Annotated in this window: 13 protein-coding genes; 9 read left to right on the forward strand and 4 right to left on the reverse strand. The window is 68.9% G+C overall.

Translation table 11 applies throughout. The features are described 5' to 3' along the window. The first annotated feature begins 9 nt into the window (after positions 1–9). The gene (locus ACH438_RS17610) at positions 10–2,163 is read left to right on the forward strand and encodes an MMPL family transporter (protein WP_397006325.1); all 2,154 of its coding nucleotides are present in this window, start codon (positions 10–12) and stop codon (positions 2,161–2,163) included. 87 nt (positions 2,164–2,250) lie between these two features. On the opposite strand, the gene ACH438_RS17615 is transcribed toward ACH438_RS17610, so the two are convergent. From ACH438_RS17615 to ACH438_RS17625, 3 genes are read right to left on the reverse strand one after another with little or no spacing between them, the layout of a single operon-like run. Next, positions 2,251–3,015, reverse strand: coding sequence for a lysostaphin resistance A-like protein (locus ACH438_RS17615; protein WP_397006327.1), 765 nt, complete (start codon positions 3,013–3,015; stop codon positions 2,251–2,253). 46 nt (positions 3,016–3,061) lie between these two features. Next, entirely contained in the window at positions 3,062–4,006 is a 945-nt protein-coding gene (locus ACH438_RS17620) for an RluA family pseudouridine synthase (RefSeq protein ID WP_397006329.1), read from the reverse strand. A gap of 34 nt (positions 4,007–4,040) precedes the next feature. Further along, positions 4,041–4,472: a TIGR03667 family PPOX class F420-dependent oxidoreductase gene (locus ACH438_RS17625; RefSeq protein ID WP_397006331.1), complete on the reverse strand. Its 432-nt coding sequence runs from the start codon at positions 4,470–4,472 to the stop codon at positions 4,041–4,043. Positions 4,473–4,613: 141 nt separating this feature from the next. Here ACH438_RS17625 and ACH438_RS17630 point away from each other — a divergent pair, with 141 nt between their 5' ends. Continuing rightward, the gene (locus tag ACH438_RS17630; RefSeq protein WP_397006333.1) at positions 4,614–6,452 is read left to right on the forward strand and encodes an ABC transporter ATP-binding protein; all 1,839 of its coding nucleotides are present in this window, start codon (positions 4,614–4,616) and stop codon (positions 6,450–6,452) included. Then, on the forward strand, positions 6,449–8,185 hold the full coding sequence (locus ACH438_RS17635) for an ABC transporter ATP-binding protein (RefSeq protein WP_397006335.1): 1,737 nt from the start codon (positions 6,449–6,451) through the stop codon (positions 8,183–8,185). Before ACH438_RS17630 ends, ACH438_RS17635 begins: the two co-directional genes overlap by 4 nt. Positions 8,186–8,250: 65 nt before the next feature. Here ACH438_RS17635 and ACH438_RS17640 read toward each other — a convergent pair whose 3' ends face one another. After that, the gene (locus tag ACH438_RS17640; RefSeq protein WP_397006337.1) at positions 8,251–8,724 is read right to left on the reverse strand and encodes a hypothetical protein; all 474 of its coding nucleotides are present in this window, start codon (positions 8,722–8,724) and stop codon (positions 8,251–8,253) included. A gap of 150 nt (positions 8,725–8,874) precedes the next feature. Between ACH438_RS17640 and ACH438_RS17645 the strand changes: the two genes are divergently transcribed. Genes ACH438_RS17645 through ACH438_RS17670 form a run of 6 tightly spaced genes read left to right on the forward strand, consistent with a single transcriptional unit; the run spans position 8,875 to position 21,717 of the window. Continuing rightward, the gene (locus ACH438_RS17645; RefSeq protein ID WP_397006339.1) at positions 8,875–10,179 is read left to right on the forward strand and encodes a SidA/IucD/PvdA family monooxygenase; all 1,305 of its coding nucleotides are present in this window, start codon (positions 8,875–8,877) and stop codon (positions 10,177–10,179) included. 40 nt (positions 10,180–10,219) lie between these two features. Next, positions 10,220–11,161 carry a methionyl-tRNA formyltransferase gene (locus tag ACH438_RS17650; RefSeq protein ID WP_397006341.1) on the forward strand — a complete coding sequence of 314 codons (942 nt, stop codon included), beginning with the start codon at positions 10,220–10,222 and terminating at the stop codon, positions 11,159–11,161. Between the two features lie 38 nt (positions 11,162–11,199). Next, positions 11,200–14,346, forward strand: coding sequence for an amino acid adenylation domain-containing protein (locus tag ACH438_RS17655; protein WP_397006343.1), 3,147 nt, complete (start codon positions 11,200–11,202; stop codon positions 14,344–14,346). Next, positions 14,343–15,317: an ABC transporter substrate-binding protein gene (locus ACH438_RS17660; RefSeq protein ID WP_397006346.1), complete on the forward strand. Its 975-nt coding sequence runs from the start codon at positions 14,343–14,345 to the stop codon at positions 15,315–15,317. Before ACH438_RS17655 ends, ACH438_RS17660 begins: the two co-directional genes overlap by 4 nt. Positions 15,318–15,346: 29 nt before the next feature. Next, the gene (locus ACH438_RS17665; RefSeq protein ID WP_397006348.1) at positions 15,347–17,086 is read left to right on the forward strand and encodes a condensation domain-containing protein; all 1,740 of its coding nucleotides are present in this window, start codon (positions 15,347–15,349) and stop codon (positions 17,084–17,086) included. Beyond that, positions 17,083–21,717, forward strand: a complete 4,635-nt coding sequence (locus tag ACH438_RS17670) for an AMP-binding protein (protein WP_397006350.1) — start codon at positions 17,083–17,085, stop codon at positions 21,715–21,717. Before ACH438_RS17665 ends, ACH438_RS17670 begins: the two co-directional genes overlap by 4 nt. The last annotated feature ends 86 nt before the right edge of the window (positions 21,718–21,803 follow it).

Raw genomic sequence — 21,803 nt, forward strand, 5'->3', positions numbered from 1 at the left:
TCTCCCGCCATGTTCTCCCGATTGGGGCGCTTCGTCGTCCGATTCCCGTGGCTGGTGATCGCCGCCTGGTTGATCGCCATAGTCGCAGTGGTCGCGACAGCGCCCAAGCTCACCGCCACGACCGACCAATCCGACTTCCTGCCTTCGCATTACGAGTCCATCCAGGCGATGGACCTGCAGCAGAAGGCGTTTCCCAACAGCACCACGCCGGCCGCGCTCATCGTCTTCGAACGCGCCGACGGCGCACCGCTGACCGAGACCGATTCCGCGACCATCCAGGCCGCGGCCGATCAGCTCGCGGGGCAGAACATCAAGGATGTCACTGCGATCCAGGCGACGCCCCCTTCGGAGAACCGGCTGGTGCAGATCGCCGCGGTCGATATGACCAAGGTGACCAACCCCAGCGACACCCGGCAGTCCGATGCCGTGAAAGCCCTGCGCACCGCGTTGAAGCAGGATGTGAACGGCACCGACTTGAAGGCCGGCATCACCGGCTCGGCCGCGCAGGCGCTGGATCAGACCGACTCCGGTAACAAGGCGCTGGCCATCATCATGTTCGCGACCATCGGCCTGATCCTGGTGCTGTTGCTGGTCATCTTCCGCAGCCCGATCCTGGCGTTCCTCCCGATCATCGTGATCGGCGGCGTCTTCGCGCTGGTCGGCGGATTGGTCGCGGACGTCTCGCACGCCTTCGACCTGAAGATCGACTCCTCGGTCCAGACCCTGTTGTCGGTGGTGCTTTTCGGTGTCGGCACCGACTACATCCTCTTCCTGATGTTCCGCTACCGGGAACGTCTGCGCGCCGGTGAGGATGCCAAGACCGCCATGGTCAGCTCGGTCGCCCGCGTCGGCGAGGCCATCACCTCGGCCGCGGCCGCGGTCATCATCGCCTTCGGCGCCCTGACCCTGTCCACCCTGGGCATGTACCGTTCGCTCGGCCCGGCGCTGGCCATCGCGGTGGCGGTGACACTGCTCGCGGGCCTGACCTTGGTCCCGGCCATCGTTTCCCTGTTGGGCACCAAGGTGTTCTGGCCGTCGAAGGCCTGGCAGCGGGAACCCACGGGTGCGCGTTTCGCGGCGGCCGGTGCGGCGCTGGGCCGGCGGCCGGGTGTGTTCGCGGCGGTCGCCGGTGGTGTGCTGCTGATCCTGGGCATCTTCGCGCTGAACTTCCACCCGACCTTCGATATGACTTCCAGTTCGACCTCGAACGCGTCGGAATCGGTTGTGTACCAGAAGGAATTGCTGAAGGGCATGCCCGCGGGTACCACGCAGCCGTCGCAGGTGTACCTGCAGAGCACGAACGGCCCGCTGACCACGGCCGAGACGGACAACTTCAAGTCCGCGCTGGCGGTGAAGGGCGTGGGTCAGGTCTCGGACGCGAAGCTGTCCGAGGACAAGACCATCGCCGAATACCAGGTGACGCTGTCGGATTCACCCGAATCGGATGCCGCGCTGAAGACGGTGAAGGGCCCGCTCCGCGATGCCGCGCATGCGGCGGCCCCGACCGGGGACAAGGCCTATGTGGGCGGTATGACCTCGGTGTTCGTCGACTTCCAGGCCGCCATGAACCGTGACTACATGGTGGTGTTCCCGGTGGCCGCGGTGCTGATCATGATCGTGCTGGCGCTGCTGCTGCGCAGCTTCGTCGCACCCTGGTATCTGATGGCCTCGGTCTTCCTCGGTTTCGCCGCGACGCTGGGTGCGGCCGTGCTGGTCTTCCAGCACCTGAAGGGTGATTCGGGCCTGATCTTCATGCTGCCGCTGATCATGTACCTGTTCGTGGTGGCGCTGGGCACCGACTACAACATCCTCATGGTGGCGCGACTGCGGGAGGAGGCCCGGGAGGGCAATGATCCGCACCGGGCGGCCGCGCTGGCGGTGCGCCACACGGGTCCGACGGTGGCCGCGGCGGGTGTCATTCTGGCGGGTACCTTCGCCTCGATGATGTTGTCCGGCAACGACTTGATGTCGCAGATGGGCTTCGCCATCTCGGTGGGTATCGCGATCGCGGCCTTCGTCATGGCGATGTTCTTCACGCCGGCGGTGACGGCCTTGATCGGCCGTAAGGCCTGGTGGCCGGGTCACGGCGGGGATTCCCGCCAGGAGGATCTGGATACCGAGTGGGCGCGCCTGGATCCGGAACCGGGTACGGCACGCCGCTGATCCGAGCCGGACAATGTGGTCCGAAACAGCCGGGCCCGCTTCCCTTTCGAGGGCAGCGGGCCCGGTTTGTTTTGTCTCGGTGCGGGTTCAGCGCAGGGCGGTATGCCAGACGATGGCGGCGGCCAGCGCGCCCGCGCCGTTCAAAGACCAATGCAGTGCGATGGGCGCCAGCAGGCTTCCGCTGCGCCGGCGCAACCAGGTGAAGACGACGCCGGCCGCGGCGGTGGCCAGTACCGCGCCGCCGATGCCGAGGATCTGGCCCTCGAGGCCGCTGCCCAGGAATCCGGACAGGCCTTTGTTCCCGTTGGTGAGTCCCAGTGAGGAGGCCACATGCCAGAGCCCGAAGAGCATGGATCCGGCCGCGAACAGCCCGCGTGCTCCGACGGCCCGGTCCAGGGTTCCGTGCAGTACGCCGCGGAACGCGAGTTCCTCCGGGATGGCCGTCTGCAGCGGAATGACGATCATGGACGCGATGAGCGCACCCGAGATGGTGGCGTAGCGGTCGTTCAGGAAGAAGGGCCGAGTGATCGGCAGCAAGGCCCCGATGGCGACCGCGCCCAGCACCACGCCGACCGCCGCGACCGCCCAGAGGGTGCCGCGCCGCCAGTGCCGCGGCGAGAGGCCGAGCTCCGCCCAGCCCAGTCCGCGGCGGCGGACCATGGCCACCAGCACCACCGCGGCTATCGGGACGGTGATGATGCTGGCCCAGGACGTGGTGAAGTGGGCGATGAGGTTGGTGCAGGTCAAAACGATCACTACAACGGCCACGTCGACGTATGCGTGGAGTTTGCGGCCGGGGATCGGGGCGGGTGCCGGGAGTACGGCGACCTCACCGTTATCGTTCTGAGACATTGCGGCCAGCGTACGCCTGGAATCTAAGAATGGTCTTCGAATGTGGTCAAGGCCGCTGATTTCCGCGCGTCCAGCCGTCGAAATCGTCCCAAGCCTGCAAGGTCCGGGTGGTGTCGAAACGCCGGGGTTCGCGGGTGATGGGGTCGGTGAACTCCAGTGTCGAGGCCAGTAGTTGCAGCGGCCGGGTGTAGTCGTCGACCGGTTTGTCGGTGAGGTCGGGATAGAAGTCGTCGCCGAGGATCGGGATGCCGAGGCTGTTCATGTGCAGCCGGAGCTGATGGGTGCGCCCGGTGCGCGGCCGCAGCAGATAGCGGCCGAGCCCGTCGCGCTGCTCGAGCAGTTCGACATGCGTCTCCGCATTGGGCTCGCCGTCCGTCTCGAAGGCCTTGAGCACCTGGCGTTCCTTGACGATCCGGCTGATCACCGTGCGCGGCAGTTCGAGTGCCGGGTCGACGCGGGCGATGGCCTGATATTCCTTGTGCACCAGCCGTTTGTGGAACATGGTCTGGTACGCGCCGCGGCGTTCGGGATTCACGACGAAGAGCACCAGCCCGGCGGTCACCCGATCGAGCCGATGCGCGGGAATCAGATCCGGCAGGTCGAGTTCGCGCCGCAGCTTCACCAGCGCGGTCTGCAGAATGTGCTGCCCGCGCGGAATCGTCGACAGGAAGTGCGGTTTGTCCGCCACCAGAATGTCGTCGTCGCGGTACACGATCCCGATGGGGAACGGCACCTCGGTTTCCGTCGGCAGGTCGCGGTGGAACCACACCGCCCCGCCCGGGACGTAGGGAGCGTCCGGGGCGATGGGCCCGTCCAGGTCGACGATGCCGCCCTCGTGCAGCAGTTCGTCGATGCGGCCCGGTGCGACGCGCGGCAGTCGTTCGACGAGGTGGTCCCGGATGGTGGTCCAGTCGCCCTCCTCGGGCAACCGCAACCGGGCCGGGTCCAGCCCGTGCCGCTTGGGGAGCGGCGGTTTCTGCTTGCGCCTCACCGAGAAAACCCTAGTCGGGGCGGTGTGGCGGGTTTCAGAACCCCCGCAGGCGGTCCGGGGTGATGCGGATGGGGACGGAGTAGTCGGCGTAGAACTGTTCGACGGTCAGGCCGATATCTGTCATACCCGAGGCGTATTTCTTTGTGTACGCGGCGATTTCGTCGGCGGTGGCGGCCTCCTCGGGGAGGCGGGCGGTGCCGGTGAGGATGGCGATCTCGCTGCCGCCGGGGGTGGAGTTGAGGTTCAGCGCGACGCGGGGATTGTGCGCGATATTGCGGAGTTTGGCTTGGTCGGGCTTGCTGAAGAGGAGGAATTCGGTGCCGTCCCAGAGGAACCAGACGGGGTTGGGCTGTGGCGTTCCGGTCGGGCCGACGGTGGTCAGCCAGATGACGAAGTCGCGTTCGAGCCGGTTGGCGACGTGTGAGCCGAAGTCGGAGCTGGTGTTGACGACGGGGGCTGAGGTCATGATCTCGACAACGCACCCGGGTGGAAGGGGATTCCGGGCGGCCGCACCCTGGGCCTCCAGTGAAAGTTAGCCTAACCTATCAAGTCGGCGTTCTTTGTGTGAGGATGAGGCGATTCCGATGAGGGTGGAGGAACAGAACTGATGACGGTCGAGGTCGTGCCGCCGGACAAGGCGGCCGCGAAAGCAGCGGCGAAGGAACGCAAGCAGCGTGAGGCCGCCGCCCGCAAGGAGATCATGGCGCCGGTGGCCGGCGTGCTGTCCCTGGCGAGTCTGATCTACGCGGTCGCGTCGGTGTGCGCGGTGGTGCCCTTCCTGCTCATCGTGTCCGCGTGCCGGGAACTGCTGCACTCCCCGGTGGATACCGGCAAGGTGTGGCGGCTGCTGCTGATCGCGGTGCTGGTGCTGGTCGCCCGCGCGATCCTGCAGGCCGCGGTGCTGACCTGGACGCACACCGTGGACGCCGGTTACCAGCTGATCCTGCGCCGCCTGCTGGCGGAGAAGCTGACCCGGGTTCCGCTGGGCTGGTTCGGTGTTCGCACCTCGTCCGAGGTGAAGAAGTATCTGCACGACGATGTGGATGCCCTGCACTACCTGGTCGCGCATGCCCGCCTGGACTTCGTCGGCGGTGTGACGATCCCGCTGGTGACGCTCGTCTACCTGTTCACCGTGGACTGGCGGCTGGCCCTGGTCCTGCTGGTGCCGTTGGTGATCTACGCATTGTGCATGCGCGTGATGATGGACGAGGCCGGGCGCGAACGGGTTCTGGCCTACAACCTCTCCGAGCAGCGCACTCGCGAGGCGACGGTCGAGTTCGTGGACGGCATCCAGGTGGTGCGCGCCTTCGGCCGGGCCGGCAAGGCGCACACCGACTTCCAGGACGCGGTCGAGCATCAGACCGAGAGCCTGCGCCGGTTCAAGGAGCCGTACATCCGCGTGCAGTCGCTGTCGGATGCCGCGCTGTCACCGGTCTTCGTCTTGCTCCTGGTGGTACTGGCCGGTCTGGGCTGTGTCGGGGCCGGTTGGATCGAGCCCCTCGACGTACTGCCGTTCCTGCTGGTCGGCCTGGGTCTGGGCAGCTCGCTCATGGGTCTCGGCTATGCCGGACAAGCACTTCGCACCGCGGGCGATGCCGCCCTGCGCCTGCACGAACTCGTGCAGACACCCGAATTGCCCTCCGGCGCCCCGGAATCCGAGACAGCTGCCGCCCGGGTCGAGGCCGACGCGCCCGCCGGTCAGGTCCGGTTCGAAGACGTCACGTTCGGTTATCGCGCCGGGCATGATGTGCTGCGCGGCGTCGATCTGGAATTGGCGCCCGGCACCATCACCGCGCTGGTCGGCCCGAGTGGTTCCGGCAAGTCGACGCTGGCCAAGCTGCTGCCGCGCTTCTACGACGTGAATGCGGGCCGGATCACCATCGGCGGCCGCGATATTCGCGATTTCCCGACCGCCGAGTTGTACAAGACGGTGGGCTTCGTCTTCCAGGATGTGCGCCTGATCCGCGGCAGCATCCGCGAGAATCTGCAACTGGCTCGCCCCGACGCCGATGACGCGGCACTGGAGCGCGCGGCCCGCGCGGCCCAGATCCACGAGCGCATCGTGGCCCTGCCGCGCGGTTACGACTCCGAGATCGGTGTCGATGCCACGCTGTCCGGCGGTGAGGCGCAACGGCTTTCGATCGCCCGCACGCTGCTGGCCGATACCCCGGTCCTGGTACTGGACGAGGCCACCGCCTTCGCCGATCCGGAATCCGAAGCGGCGGTGCAGGACGCGCTGGCCGCGCTGGTCGCCGGCCGCACCGTGCTGGTGATCGCGCATCGCCTGCACACCATCACCGGGGTGGATCGAATCTTGGTGCTGGAGAACGGTGTGCTCGCCGAGCAGGGCGATCACGAGTCGTTGCTGGCGGCCGACGGCCTGTACCGGCGACTGTGGGACATCAATGAGGCGGCGCTGGACGTGGTGTTGGAGGGAACTCGATGATTCGCAAGGTGTTCGCGCTGGTGCCGCGCGAATTCGCGCCGCTGATCCCGCGCCTGCTGGTCGCCATCGTGCTGCAGGCGCTGTGCCAGTCCGTGGCCTATGTGCTGCTGGTGCCGGTGCTGAAGGCGCTCTTCGACGGTGACACCGGTACGGCGTGGCGCTGGGCGATCGGCCTCGCGGTGGCGGTCGCCGGTGTGATCGGCTTCGGTTTCGCCCAAGCGGTTTACGGTCTCCGCATCGGCGTGGGCATGCAGCAGGGCCTGCAGACCCGGCTGGGCGATCATCTGAATGCCTTGCCGCTGGGCTGGTTCGAGACCCGCAATGCCGGTGAGCTGTCGCGGCTCGCGGTGGACAATGTGCGCGAGGTGCAGCGGCTGATCGCCTACCTGCTGGGCCCCATCCTGGCGGGCGTGATCGTGCCGCTGGGTGTCGCGGTGGGCATGTTGTTCGTGGATTGGCGGATCTCACTGGCCATGTTCGTGGCCGCGCCGGTGCTGTATCTGGTGAATCTGTGGGCGAATCGCTCGTATACGGCCGCGGACGAGCAGTTGCACGAGGCGTCGGCGGAAGCCAATGCGCGAGTACTGGAATTCTCGCAGGTGCAGCCCGTGCTGCGGTCCTTCGGCGCGGTGGGCGCGGGCAACAAGGCCCTCGATGCCGCGCTGGTGCGGCAGCGGAAGGCGGTGTCCGGCTTGCTGTTCGCGAGCGTGCCGGGCCTGATCGTGTTCTCGCTGTGCGTGCAGGCCGTATTCCTGGTGCTGGTGTATCTGGTGGTCGGCCGGGTGACCGGCGGCGCCATCTCGGCGGCCGCGGCGATCGCATTGATCGCGGTGTCGGCCCGTTTCATCGAGCCGTTGACACAGGCGGCGACACTGGGCGGCGCGCTCCGTATGGCGACCTCCGCGGCCGACCGGGTCTCGGCGCTGCTGGCCGAACCGACGCTGCCGCAGGCGGATTCGGACGTGACCCCGGGCGCGCCCGCCGTGGTCTTCGACAATGTGAGCTTCGGCTACAGCACCGGTGACGAGGTGCTCTCGGAGCTGTCGTTCACCGTTCCGGCGGGCACCACCACCGCGATCGTGGGCCCGAGCGGCGCCGGCAAGTCGACGGTGCTGCGCCTGGCCGCGCGGTTCCACGATGTGGATTCGGGCCGGGTGCTGGTGTCCGGCAATGATGTTCGCGAGCAGCCGTCGCCGACCCTGCTGGGCCAGGTGTCGCTGGTCTTCCAGAATGTCTATCTGTTCAATCGCTCGGTGCTGGAGAACATTCGCGCCGGCCGCCCCGATGCCACCGATGCGGAGGTGCGGCAGGCGGCCGCCGCGGCGCGGGTCGACGAGATCGCCGAGCGGCTGCCGGAGGGCTGGGACACCCTGGTCGGTGAGGGCGGCGCCGGTCTTTCCGGCGGTGAGCGGCAGCGAGTTTCGATCGCCCGCGCCCTGCTCAAGGACGCGCCGGTGGTCCTGCTCGACGAGGCCACCAGCGCCCTCGATCCGCAGAACGAGGCGGTGGTGGTGCGCGGCATTCACGAGCTGACCCGGGACCGCACGGTCATCGTGGTGGCGCACCGCATGGCCACCATCGCGCACGCCGATCAGATCCTGTTCATGGAGGCGGGCCGCATCGTCGAACGCGGTACGCACGACGAGCTGCTGGCCCTGGACGGCCGCTATGCCGCCTTCTGGAACGAGCGCACCCGTGCCGCGGGCTGGCGCCTGGAAGCGGTGCACGCCTGAGGGTTACGCGAAAGGCCCCGGAGCGGATGTTCCGGGGCCTCTGCGGTGCTGCGTATTACAGCCGATCAGATGTTGCAGCCGAGGCCGGCGTAGTAGGCGATGCTGCACTCGGAGTCCTTGGTGAGCTTCCAGGTGCCGTCGATCTCACGCCAGGTCAGTTCGATGTTCGGGAAGGTGCCGTAGCCGGCGACGCTGACCTGGAGGTTGGCGGTGGTGGTGTCGCCGTTGGTGCTGACGGGTCCGGCGAGGGTCCACTCGAGGCTGGGCACGGTGTTCATGACGCCGCCGATCTGGTCGAGCAGTGGCAGTCCGGCCTCACCCGCTTCGAGCTGGTTGGCGCGGTCGCTGCGGGAGGCGCCGGTGTTGAGCAGCAGCTGCAGCTGGGACTGCAGGTCGCCCAGGCCGGGCTGGGCGGCGCGGATCGGGGCGGCGATCGGCAGGGCCTGGGCCGGTGCGCCGGCCGCGACCGTGAGTCCGCCGAGGGTGGCGGCGACAGCGATAACCGCTGCTCCCAGCTTCTTTCGAGTGGTGGTGCGCATGTGTTCATCCCATCGTCGTGGTCGGTGAGCCCGCGAGCAGTGCTCTGGCCATACCCTGCAATATAAGGTAAGCCTATGCAAACATAGGAGGGGATCCCCGCAGCTGTGACGCGATCGCCAGGCGGTCGAGAGAGAGTGAGTGTGAACCCGGTGAAGACACTTCTGGTCGTCGGCGCGGGCCCGAAAGCCCTTGCGGTTGCCGCGAAAGCGCACGTCCTGCGCGAATTGGGACTACCGGCGCCGCGCGTCGTGGTGGTCGAAGCGCATGCGGTGGGCGGCAATTGGCTGCCCAGTGGCGGCTGGACCGACGGCCGCCACCGCCTCGGCACCAGCCCGGAGAAGGACGTGGGCTTCCCGTACCACTCGACCTGGGCGCGCGGCCGCAATCGCGAGATCGATGCCGGCATGCAGGCGTTCAGCTGGACATCGTTCCTGGTGGATCAGGGTGGTTACGCGGAATGGATCGATCGCGGCCGGCCCAGCCCGCAGCATCACGTGTGGGCCAAGTACCTGCAGTGGGTCGGGCACCGGATCGATCTGGAACTGGTGCAGGGGCGCGTGAATTCGATCTCACCCGCCGCCGACGGCTGGCTGGTCTCGGTGATCGACGCGGACGGCGTGCTCACCCAGCTGGATGCGGACGAACTGATGATCACCGGTCCGGGCCGCAGCAGCGGGACCCTCGCCGAGCATCCGAAAGTGCTGAGCATCGCGGCATTCTGGGAGCTGGCGGGCCGTCGCGAACTGCCGGTGTCCTCCCGCGTCGCGGTGATCGGCGGTGGTGAGACCGCGGGTTCGGCGCTGGACGAGCTGGTCCGGCACGAGATGCTGACGGTGTCGGTGATCTCGCCGATGGCCACCCTGTACACCCGCGGTGAGAGCTTCTTCGAGAATTCGCTCTACAGCGATCCCGCCAAGTGGGCAGGGCTGAGTGTGGATCAGCGCCGCGATGTCATCCGCCGCACCGATCGCGGGGTGTTCTCGGTGCGCGTGCAGGAGAGCCTGCTCGGCGACAATCGGGTGCATCACCTGCAGGGCCGGGTCATGCGGGTGGCCGACGAGGGCGCGGGTGTGGCGCTGACCCTTCGCAATTCGCCCCGCCCGGATCAGGTGCACACCTTCGATCTGGTGGTGGACGCGACCGGCGGGCAACCGCTCTGGTTCCTGGACCTGTTCGATTCCGATGCCGCGGATCTGCTGGAGCTGGCGGTGGGTGGTCCGGTGACGCAGTCGCGCATCGAGACAGCGATCGGCTATGACCTGGCGGTTTCCGGTCTGGAGTCGAAGTTGTTCCTGCCGAATCTGGCCGCGTTGACCCAGGGTCCGGGCTTCCCGAATCTCAGCTGCCTGGGCGAACTCTCGGATCGTGTGCTGCGGTCGGCGGGTGTGGCTACGAGTGAGCAAGCACACCGTGTGAGCGGGGTGGGGTCGGAACCTACTCGGGTCGGTTCCTAGGCTAGGCTTGCCTTACTTAGAGGAGATGAGGTTCGGTTCAATGCGTATCGTGTCGTTCGGCTTCCAGACCTGGGGACGCAAAACCCTGCAGGCCCTGATCGATTCGGAGCACGAGGTGGTGCTCGCGGTCACCCACCCGGCCAGCGAATCGTCCTACAAGGCCATCTTCAATGATTCGGTCGAGGAGCTGGCCCGCGAGCACGGCATCCCGGTGCATCTCACCGAGCGCGCCGACGCCGAGACCATCGACCTCGTCAAGCGCGCGGAACCCGATGTGATCGTGGTGAACAGCTGGTACACCTGGATGCCGCCGGAGCTGTACAAGCTGCCCCCGCACGGCACCCTGAACCTGCACGATTCGCTGCTGCCCAAGTTCACCGGCTTCTCCCCGGTGCTGTGGGCGCTGATCAGCGGCGCCGAGGAATTCGGCCTCACCGTGCACCGCATGGACGAGCAGCTGGACACCGGCGACATCCTGGTGCAGCACCGCCTCACCATTCCCGCCGACGCCACCGGCCCCGAACTGGTGCGCGCCGGAATGGAATTGATCCCGGGCGCGGTGCACGAGGCGCTGCGCGCGCTGGAAAGCGGCAATGCGGAATGGAAGCCGCAGAACAAGGCCGAGCGCACCTACTTCCACAAGCGCTCGGATCGGGACAGCCGCATCGACTGGTCCTGGGACGCGGTCGATCTGGAGCGTTTCGTGCGCGCCCTGGCCGCCCCGTACCCGCCGGCCTTCTCCTGCTACCGAGGTGAGCGCGTCGAGGTGCTGGCCGCCCGCGTCTCCGAGGCCCGCTACGGCGGCACCCCCGGCCGCGTGATCGTGCAGGAGGACGGTGGCGCGGTGGTCTGCGGCCCCAATCCGCGGCACGGCCACAATCACGGCCTGGTGATCACCCGCGTGCGCACCGCCGACGGTGTGGAGCGCGACGGCGCCGAATTCTTCGTGCGCGGCGGCTATCTCACCGACGCCCCCGAATGAGACGGGCCGTCATGCCGGCCGCCGCCGAGGAGACGGAGATGCGCCACCCACTCTCCCCGGGGCAGCGCCGGGCCTGGTTCCTGCAGACCCGCGAACCCGCGGACGCCAGCCTGAATGTGGCGGTGACCTACCGTTTGACGGGCGCCCTGGACGTGGCCCTGCTGCGCGCCGCCGTCGGTGAGGTGGTGGCCCGCCACGAAATCCTGCGCACCACTTACGGTGTCGCGAACGGCGAGCCCTACCAGCTGGTTTCCCCCGAGGCGGCCCCCGACTGGCGCGAAGACGACCTCTCGCCCCTCTCCCCGGTGCGCCGCGCCCGCCGCGCCGAGGTCCTCATCCGCCGCGTCTGCGCCGAACCCTTCGACCCGGCCGCCGCCTCACCCATCCGCTTCGCCCTCTTCCGCACGGGCGCGGACGAATTCGCTTTCGTCCTGGTCGCCCACGCCCTCTGCTGGGACGACGAGTCCTGGGAAATCTTCGCCCGCGACCTCACCACCGCCTACAACGGCCGCCTCCCCGCGGCCCCCGCCACCCCCCACACCGCCCTCGCCTCGGCTGTCCCTGCCGATACGGAGGGCCTCGAATTCTGGCGTGCTGTGTTGTCACCGCTGCCGGAGCCGCTGGAGCTGCCCGGCCGCGCGGGGGCAGAGACGGAACGAGCACAGCGGTCCGCGCGGGAGTTGCCGCGGGAGCTGGTGACCCGCGTGGATCAGTTCGCGGAAGAGCGCGGACTGACGTCGTTCGAGGTCCTGCTGGCCGTGTTCGAGGTGCTGACGCACCGCTACACCGGGGCCGCCGATTTCCTCGTGTCGGTGCCGGTGAACACCCGTGACGAGCAGTCGGCGCCGAGCCGTGCGAGCGCGCCGATCGGCTACTTCGGCAACAGCGTGCTGGTGCGTGCGGGCGTCGATTCGAATTTTGTGTTCCAGGATTTCGTTGCGTGCGTGAGTGATTCGTGGCGGCAGGCCGAGGCGCATCGGCAGGTCGGGATCGACCGGGTGGTGCACGCGGTCAATCCCGGGCGCAGCGTCGATCGTGACGGACTGGATCATCTGGTACGCATCGGGTTCGGGGCGCGCCGCGCACCCATCGGGCCCGACCTGGACGGTGTCGAGTCCGCGCGCCTGGAGCTTGGCAGCCCGACCCCGCGAGTGCCTTTGCGGCTCACCGTGGTTCGCGATGACAGCGGTGCGTATCTGGAGGCCGAGTATCGCACCGGGCGTTTCGCTCCGGAGCTGATCGATCGGCTGCTCACCCACTATGTGCGGCTGCTTGCCGAGGGTGTCGCCGTGCCGGAGCGCCGGCTCGGTGAGCTCGACATGCTCGGTGTCACCGAGCGGGCGGAGCTGCTGGCGCTGTCGCACGGCGAGCGTTCGGCGCTGCCGCCGACCACGCTGGTGGCGCTGTTCGAGGAGCGTGCGCATGCCGCCTCGGCCGCGATCGCGCTGGTCGCGCCCCGGGAGTCCGGGGATCTCGAACTGTCCTACGGCGCGCTGAATCGGCGCGCGAATCGCCTGGCGCACTGGCTCATCGGCCAGGGCATCGGTGCCGAGGATGTGGTCGCGCTGCGGCTGTCGAACTCGGTGGAGTTCGTGGTGGCGGTGCTGGCGGTGCTCAAGTCGGGTGCGGCGTATCTGCCGATCGATCCGGCTTATCCGGATGAGCGCATCGAATTCCTGATCTCCGATGCGAATCCGCGGTTGGTGCTGGGCCGGGTGGAGTTGGATGCGGCCGAGGAGCAGGCCACCGGGTTCGGTGAGCAGGATCCTTCCGATGCCGATCGGGTGCGTCCGCTGCGACCGGGGAATCTGGCCTATGTCATCTACACGTCCGGTTCGACGGGCCGCCCGAAGGGGGTGCCGGTCAGTCATGCCGCGATCGCCGATCATCTGGTCGGGTTCACCGCCCAGTGGGGGATGACGGCCGAGGATCGCCTGCTGCAGTCGTCCTCGGTGAGTTTCGACGCCTCGCTGCTGGATGTGTTCGTGACGCTGACTCTCGGTGCGCGACTGGTCATTCCGCGCCCGGGTGGATTCGCGGATCTCGCCTACATCGCGGGCCTGATGTCGCGTTACGGCATCACGGTGCTGCACATGGTGCCGTCGCTGCTGCGTACCTTCCTGTCCTTGCCACAGGTGAGTGATTGGCGCACTCTGCGTTTCGTCCCGGTCGGCGGTGAGGCGTTGCTCGGTGAGATCGCCGACCGTTTCGCGGGCGTGCTGGATGCCGAGCTGCGCAATCACTACGGCCCGACCGAGGCCGTGGTCAGTGCGACTCATATGCCGGTGGAGGGCCCGCAGGGCAGCCGCATCGTGCCGATCGGCCGCCCGAACCGCAATGTGGACCTGTACCTGCTCGACGACCGTCTGCGCCTGGTCCCACCGGGTGTGGTCGGTGAGATCTACTTGGGCGGAACGCAATTGGCGCGCGGCTACCTGGATCGCGCGCCCGCGACGGCGGAGCGTTTCGTGGCGGACCCGTTCACTCCCGGTGCGCGCCTGTACCGCACCGGTGACCTGGCCCGCCGCAATCTCGACGGTGAACTCGAATTCGTGGGCCGCGCCGACGAACAGGTGAAGGTGCGCGGCTACCGCATCGAACTCGGTGAGGTGCAGGCCGCTCTCTCCACGCATCCGGATGTGCGGGACTGCGTGGTGACGCTGGCCGGTGACGCCGCCGTCGGCCCGCTGCTGGCCGCCTACCTGGTACCGGAATCCGGTGCGGTGCAGGTGGAGTCGGTGCGTGCGCACGCGGCCGCCGCACTACCGGACTACATGGTGCCGACGGCCTTCGCGGTGATCGACGCGATTCCGCTGACCGAACACGGCAAGCTGGATCGCCGCGCCCTGCCCGAACCGGTGCGCGTGACCGCCCTGCCATATCGGGAGCCGGTGACCGGCACCGAGATTCGCCTGGCCACCCTGTACGGACAGCTGCTCGGCCTAGCGCAGGGTGATGGAGCGGAGCAGGTCGGCGCGGACGATTCGTTCTTCGAGCTCGGCGGCCATTCGCTGCTGGCCAATCAACTGGCCGCGCGGATTCACGCCGAGTTCGGGTTCGAGATCGATGTGCGGGCGGTGTTCGACACCCCATCGGTCTGCGCCCTGGCCGCCGTGCTGGAGGCCACAGCAGTTTCGAGGACCGCGGGGTCCTCGTTCACCGGATTCGAGGAGCGAGCGGAATGAGAACAGGTCGACTGCGAGGACTGGTGCGTCGCGCCGGATTCGGCGTGCTGGCAATGGGACTCGTGATCGGCGTGGCCGCCTGCGGATCCGGTGACGGTGACGGCGGGTCCGGCGGCGGATCCCTCACGGTCAAGCATGTGATGGGCGAGACCGAGATCCAGGGCGTGCCCAAACGGGTGGTGGCGCTCGGCCCGCAGTGGCTGGACGCCGTGCTGTCGCTGGGCGTGACCCCGGTCGGCTACGTGGTGCCCGGACTGGTGTCCTCGGTGCCGTGGGAGCCGAAGATCCCGGATTCCGCCAAGCGCATCGACATGTCCGGTGATTACACCGAGCAGATCGCCGCCTTGAACCCGGATCTCATTGTGGCGCCGTCGTTCATGGCCGATCGCGCCACCTACGACAAGCTGTCCAAGCTGGCGCCGACCATCGATTCGCTGTCCAGCGCGCAGATCGACCCGTGGCAGGACCAGGTGACCACGCTGGGCAAGGTGCTGCACAAGGACGCCGAGGCCGCCAAGGTCGTCGGCGATGTGAACGGCAAGATCGACGCGGTCGCCGCGAAACATCCGGGCCTGAAGGGCAAGACCTTCCTGACCTGCATGCTCACCGGCCCGCAGCAGTTGATGGTGCTGGCCGATCCCAAGGACGGTTCGGCCGCGCTGTTCGAGCGCCTGGGCATGACCATGCCGCCGAAGATCGTGGCCGACGCCCCCGCGGGCGGCCGGCTGGCGCTGTCGCCGGAACGCCTGAGCGACCTGACCTCCGATCTGCTGGTGTGCGGCGCGATGCCCGCGTTCGAATCCAAGTTCAAGGAACTGCCGGGCTACAACGACCTGCCCGCAGTGCGCCACAACGGCATCGCGTTCGTCGACGTGGTCGCCATCAATGCCATCAACCAGCCGACGGCCCTGTCAGTGCCGTACGTGCTGGAAAAGCTGGAACCGACGTTCGCGAACGTCGCCGGCAGCTAGTCGCCGGAAGCCAGGAAGGACTTCTCGTCATGACCCTCGATACCTCCGCCGCGCCCGCCTCCGCCCGCGCCGACGGCGCCGCTGCGCGGTCCGCCGAGCGCGGCGCGCCCTTGTCGCCCGCGCAGCAGGCTGCCCTGCTGCCCGAGCGACTGGCGCGCACGGTCGCCGCCAATGTGTATGTGGCTCTGGAGTTCCCGGCCGGACTGGCGGACGGCGTGGTCGAGCGGTCGGCCGCGCTGCTGGCCGGGCACGAGATCCTGTGCACGGTCTACCCGGATGACCGCCGGGTGCCGTACCAGCGGGTCGAGACCGCGCCGGACACGGCCGTCGAGACGGTCGCGATCGAGGCCCTCGCGCTGCCCGCGGCGCTCATGGCCGATGCCGGTCACCGCTTCGACCTGGCGCGGGAGCTGCCGATCCGGATGCGGCTGTACCGGTTGACCGATCGGGCGGTGCTGTCCATCGCCGTGCATCCGGTCGCCGCCGACGATCGCACCCTGGACCTGCTGGTGGCGCGGCTGTTCGGCGCGGCACCGGTCGAGCCGGTCGCGCAGTACCGGGATTTCGCTGCCGCGCAGATGAAACTGCTGGCTGCCGAGGATGATTCGCTGGCCTACTGGAAGCAGCGCCTGGCCGGTCTGCCCGACCAGTTGCTGCCTCTGCGTGAGCGCCCGCAGACTCCGCGCAGCGCCCGCGCCGTGCTGCAGCTCCCGGCCGCCGCCCTAGCCGCCCTGCCGTCCGAGCCGGATGCGGTCCTCACCGCCCTGGTCGCCGACACCCTGCGGGAACTCGGCGCCCCGTCGGATATTCCGATCGGTCTCGCCGACCCCGCCCGGCCCGCGGGCGCCGCCGACGTCCTCGGCAACTTCGCCAACTACCTGGTGGCGCGCGTGGATTCGCCACGTGGCGGCACCCCGTGGCAACTCATCACCGATGCCGTGAACCTCCTGGACGAGGCCCGCGCCCATGCCTCGACCCGCATCGAACGCCTGACGCACCAGCTGCGCGGCCCGGGCGGCGCAGCCAAGGGCGGCCTCTTCCAGGTCCTGCTCTCGGTGCGCCCCGCCGTCCTCGAATTCGCCGCTGCCGGTGACGGTGTCGTGCGCGAGATCGTGCGCGGCGGTATCGCGGGTGCCGGCGGCGTGCGCGAGGTTGCTCGTGCCGCGGCCCGTCCGCACGGTGTCGACCTGGTCGTCGACGCGGTGGTCGGCCCGGAGGGCTGGACCGTGACCGTCGATCTCGCTGAAGAGCTTTCGCGCCGCCACTCCGCCGAGGAGTTCGCGCGGCAGCTGCGGGAGACCGCCGAATCCTGGTCCGCGGCGCCCGATGTGGCGTCCGGCACCGAGATTCCGGTGCGGCCGTGCGACTGGTTCACCGCGGACGAGGATGATCTCGCGCTGGATCCGCTGGCCATCTCCGGTCTCGGCGGCCCGCCGCAGACCCCGGCCGAGCAGGCCATCGCCGATGCGCTGCGCGAGATCCTCGAACTCGACGAGGACGATGAGATCGGCCGCGAGGACAACTTCTTCGCGCTCGGCGGCGACAGTGTGGCCGCGCTGCGGTTCGTCACCGTGCTCGCCGAACGCGGTCACATCCTGGATGTGCAGCAGGTCTTCGAATTCCCGGCCGTGCACGAGATGGCCGCCAACCTGACCGGCGCCGACACCGCGGCCCCCGCCGCCCCGGCCGCCGAGGTGGCCCCGCTGGCGGCCTCCGGACTCGACGCGGCCGCGCTGGCCGCCCTGGCCGGGAAGCTCGCCGGCCGGTGAGCGTGGAGATTCTCGACGTCGTCGCGCTGTCCCCGCTGCAGCGCGGCCTGTACTCGGTCAGCGCCATGTCCGGCGAGGTGGATCCCTACCTGGTCACGTTCTCGGTGCGCATCGAGGATCTGACCGACTTGTCCACGCTGCGTGCGGCATTCGACGGCCTGCTGGAGCGGTACCCGCACCTGGGCGGCGCGGTGCTGACCGACGGCCTGCCGCACCCGGTGCTGGTCATGACCACCGCCGGCCGGATCGGCTGGCGGGAGCTGGACCTGCGTTCGGCAGCGGACCCGGATGCGGCCGCGCGGCAACTGTATTGGGATGAAGGCCGTCGCCGCCTGGACCTGGACGGCGGCCCCCTGTTCCGAGTCCTCGCCGCCCGCGTCGGCGAGCACGCCTACGAACTCGTGTGCACCGCGCACCACATCATCATCGACGGCTGGTCCATCCCGCTGCTCTTCGCGGATCTCATTGCCCTGCACTCGGATACGGCCGCGACCCTGCCGCCCGCCCCGCCCCTGCGCGCCCACGCCGCCTGGCTGGCGGCCCGCGACACCGAGGCCTCGATCCGGGTGTGGCAGCAGGCCTTGGCCGACCTCGCCCCCATGGCCATGCTCGCCGCCCCCGCGCCCGCCGACATCCCGGCGCTCGGCGAAGCCCGCCTGGATCGCGCGGCCACCGAGCAGGTGACGGCCTGGGCGCGCAGCCACGGCCTCACCCTGAACACGGTCCTCCAAATGGCCTGGGCCCGTATCCTTTCCGGCTTCACCGGCCGCGACGACGTGGTGTTCGGCCAGACCACCTCCGGCCGTGACGCCTCCCTGCCGGATGCCGATCGCCTGGTCGGCGCCTTGGTCACCACCATCCCCGTGCGAGTGCGCCTGGACCGGCGCGCCCCCGCCGAAATCGGCGCGGCCCTGCAACGCGAAGTCGCCCACCTCCGCTCCCACGAATACCTGGGCATCGCCGACATCACCCGCCGCACCGGCGGCAACCAACTCTTCGACACCCTCCTCGTCTTCGAGAACACCCCGATGGGCGCCGTCACCGCCGATATGCCCATGGGCCGCGGCGCCCGCCTCCGACCCCGCCGAGTCGACTCCCCGAGCCACTACCCCATCGCAGTAGTCCCGGTAGTCGAACACGGCGAACTCATCACCCGCGTAGAAGTCCGCCCCGACCTGACAACCCGCTTCGACCCCGCCCGCCTGGCCCACCGCATGCTCGCCGTAGTCGAGCGCATCGTCGCAGTCACCAACACAGCGGATATCAGCCTCCTCCTGGACGACGAGCCCGCCGAACTGACTTCCCCGGTGCCGCAGCCGATTACCGGCACAGCTGCACCCGAGACAGGCGCCTCCGACGGCGGCCTGGTATCCGATGTACTACTCGCGGCCGCTGCTCGAGCGGGCGACGCGGTCGCGGTCGTCGACGCAGCGGGCGAACAGACCTTCGCCGAGTTCGCCACCGCAGTCCGTACCTTGGCCACCCAGCTCCGGGAGAGCGGACTGCGAGCGGGTGACGCGGTGGCCGTGGTGCTGCCGCGCGATCGCCGAGTACTGCACGCGCCCTTCGCCATCGCCCACGCCGGTGGCCTGTGCGTCCACGTGGATCCCGGCACCCCGGCGGATCGCCTGGCCTACCTGCTGGAAACCTCCGGCGCCCGCCTGGTGCTCGGTGATGAGGCCCTGACGGACGTGCTGGTGCAGGTCCGCGCGCAGGGCGTGGAATGCGTGCACGGTGTCACCACCGGCGACGGCGCGCTCCACCTCCTCGGTTTCGGTGCGGACGACCTGTCGTCCGCGGGCGACACCGCAGCGCTGATTGGCAGCGCGAATGGTGAAGTGGCGCAGCCCGGTTCGGGCGCGCGCATTGCTCCGGCCGTAACGGCGGCGGCGACACCCGATACGCCGTTCTATGTCATCTTCACCTCCGGCACCACCGGTCGCCCGAAAGGTGTTGTGGTGCCGCATCGGGCGTTGCTCAATCATTGGGCGAACCATGAGCGGCGGATCTTTGCGCCGGCGGCCGAGCGGGTCGGGCGGCAGTTGCGGATCGGGCACGGGTGGTCGACGGGGTTCGATGCGGCTTGGCAGCCGACCGTGGCGTTGCTCAGTGGGCATACCGTGGTGATGCTGGGGGAGCAGGCGCGGACGGATGCGGAGCAGATCGCGGCGGCCATCAGTGGGCAGGGGATCGATATCTTCGATACCTCGCCGTCGATGTTGGCGCGGCTCATCGCGTTCGGGTTGTTCAGCGAGCGGGATGGTGTCGAGCATTGTGCGCTGGCGGTGCTGGCGCTCGGTGGTGAAGCCATCGATCCGGATACGTGGAAGCGGTTGCAGCGACTGCCGGAGACTCGGGTCATCAACTTCTACGGGCCTACCGAGGCCACCGTGGAGGCGTTGATGGCCGATGTGCACGATCATGTTTCGCCTACCATCGGCCGCACCTTCGACGGGATGACCGCCGAGGTGCTGGATCATCGGCTGCGGCCGGTGCCGCCGGGCGGGCTGGGGGAGCTGTACCTCTCGGGTCCGCAGTTGGCGCTCGGGTACCTGGGCCGGCCCGGCACCACGGCCGCGGCCTTCGTGGCGGGTCCGGCTGGAAGGCGTTACCGCACCGGCGATCTCGTGCGTCGCGCGGTCGATGGGACCGTGATCTACGAGGGTCGCATCGACAGCCAGGTGAAGATCAACGGCTATCGCGTCGAACCCGACGAGGCGGCCGTGGTGCTGCGCGAACTCGACGGCGTCGAGCATGCGGCGGTCCTGGCCTACACCGACAACGGCCGCACCCGGCTGGGTGCGCTCGTGGTGAGCGAGGTCCCGGTCCCGCGCCTGCGCGCCGGGCTGGCCCGCCGGCTCCCGCGCTTCCTGGTCCCCACCCGCATCGTCCCGGTCGCCGAAATCCCGTTGAACCGCAACGACAAACTCGACGTCCACGCCGCCACCGCCCTGCTCACCGCCCCGGTGGCCGGAGCGGGCGGCGCCGAACCCGCCACCGACACCGAACGCGCCCTCGTCGGCGTGCTGTCGGCCTTGAGCACAGCGAACGGAGCCGGCCCAGGCATCACCGACAGCCTGGTCGACCTGGGCATCGACAGTATCGGCGTCATCGACCTCGTATCCCGTTTGCGCGGAGCGGGTTTCCGGGTCGCCGCCCGAGATGTCCTGGCCGCGGGCGACCTCCGTGAACTCGCAGCCCGCCTGGACGAACTCGCTGCGGGCGGCGTCGAGGAGGAAGCCGCACCGGTCACCCCGGCAGGCACGGTCCTGCCGCTGACCGCCCTCGCCCGCGAGATCATCGCGAACGGCGAATACCGGTATCTGGCTCAGTCCCAAGTGATCTCGCTCCCAGCCGACGTGACACCGGAGGCAGTGGCGGATCGCCTGGCCGCGCTGGCCACCGCCCACCCGACCTTGCGTTCCCGCCTGACCTGGACCGCGCCCCCCGCCACCTCGCCGGCGCACCGATCGAATTCGACTGTCGCCGAAGCATCGGACCCGGCAGCGGACGCGTCGGATCCGGCGGGCGCTGGACCGGACCCGGCCGCCGGCAAGGCACCGGGTACGAGTTCGTCGGCGGCAACGCGCCGCGACGGTGTTCCCGCGCTGCTGGTCGAGGAGCTACCGGACGCCGCGTCCTGGCTGCATATCGGGTCCGGAACCGGCTCGCCGGCAGCACAACTCGCGGAGACGGTCGCAAGGCTGGATCCGGAGGCCGGTCGGATGGTGGCCGGCACGATCTTGCCGGGCCCGCAGCCGCGGCTGCTGCTGTCGATTCATCATCTGGCCGTGGATGTGGTGTCCTGGCTCATCGTGGCGGACGACCTGCGTCTGATGGCGCAGGGCGAGGCTCCGCTCAACGAGACTCCGTACGGCGAGACCGATTCGGCGGCGATCACTTCCGGGACCGAGGTGCTGGGCGTGCCGCTGGCCGGGCGGTTCACCGATCCGGCCACCGATCGCGCGGGAAATGTGGTGCAGCGGGTCGCCGAGCTCGGCCCGGAGCGCACCGCCGAACTGCTCGCGCGCTGTGCGGAGGGGGCGGTCGGGCTCGAGGACGCGCTGATCCTGGCGTGCGCCGGGACTTTCCCCGATATCGCGGATGCGGCCGGGCGGATCGCGATCACTCGCGAATCCCACGGCCGGCCCGCCGATGACGACTCGCGTCGTGTCGGCTGGTTCACCGTCGAGGAAACGGTTCTGGTCGCCGCCTCGGAGGCCGGCGCGTGGACGCCGGCGAAAGTTCACCCGGAGCTGTCGGATCGGACGTTCGCGGCGCGAGGTCAGTTGCGTCTGAATCATTTGGGCCGCTTCGATGTGCTCCAGTTCGGTTCGGGCCCCTGGTCTCCGGTGCCGCTGGCCGAGTTCACCGACGAGTTCGGGGTGGCGGCGCATCCGGATCTGCCATTGCGGTTCAGCGTCGATGTCACCACGGCCGTGGTGCCGCGAGCGGATGGTCCTTCGCTGGTGGCGCAGTTCGATGTGAACGCGGCCGTCCTGGACGAGGCTGCGGTGGACGCGCGGGTGGCGCGCTGGAATGCCGTGCTGTCGGGATTCGCGGGAGTGGCGTCCGATCTTGCCGGTGTGGCCGGCGATTCGAGGGCATCCGTGGAGTCGCGCGTGGGTTGATCGCGCGCATCAGAGCCGCCGCGCGGAGCGGTCAACGGGGTCCGTGGGACGTTCAGTCCCCCGGGCCCCGTCGGCGTATTCGCTTG

Origin of the sequence: Nocardia sp. NPDC020380 (genome assembly GCF_044386975.1) — a bacterium.
In the GTDB taxonomy this organism is placed as follows: domain Bacteria; phylum Actinomycetota; class Actinomycetes; order Mycobacteriales; family Mycobacteriaceae; genus Nocardia.

Coding starts and splice junctions, on each gene's coding strand:
- ACH438_RS17640 (WP_397006337.1), bottom strand. CDS start 8,724: ATGCGCACCACCACTCGAAAGAAGCTGGGAGCAGCGGTTATCGCTGTC.
- ACH438_RS17650 (WP_397006341.1), top strand. CDS start 10,220: ATGCGTATCGTGTCGTTCGGCTTCCAGACCTGGGGACGCAAAACCCTG.
- ACH438_RS17615 (WP_397006327.1), bottom strand. CDS start 3,015: ATGTCTCAGAACGATAACGGTGAGGTCGCCGTACTCCCGGCACCCGCC.
- ACH438_RS17635 (WP_397006335.1), top strand. CDS start 6,449: ATGATTCGCAAGGTGTTCGCGCTGGTGCCGCGCGAATTCGCGCCGCTG.
- ACH438_RS17610 (WP_397006325.1), top strand. CDS start 10: ATGTTCTCCCGATTGGGGCGCTTCGTCGTCCGATTCCCGTGGCTGGTG.
- ACH438_RS17625 (WP_397006331.1), bottom strand. CDS start 4,472: ATGACCTCAGCCCCCGTCGTCAACACCAGCTCCGACTTCGGCTCACAC.
- ACH438_RS17665 (WP_397006348.1), top strand. CDS start 15,347: ATGACCCTCGATACCTCCGCCGCGCCCGCCTCCGCCCGCGCCGACGGC.
- ACH438_RS17655 (WP_397006343.1), top strand. CDS start 11,200: ATGCGCCACCCACTCTCCCCGGGGCAGCGCCGGGCCTGGTTCCTGCAG.
- ACH438_RS17630 (WP_397006333.1), top strand. CDS start 4,614: ATGACGGTCGAGGTCGTGCCGCCGGACAAGGCGGCCGCGAAAGCAGCG.
- ACH438_RS17660 (WP_397006346.1), top strand. CDS start 14,343: ATGAGAACAGGTCGACTGCGAGGACTGGTGCGTCGCGCCGGATTCGGC.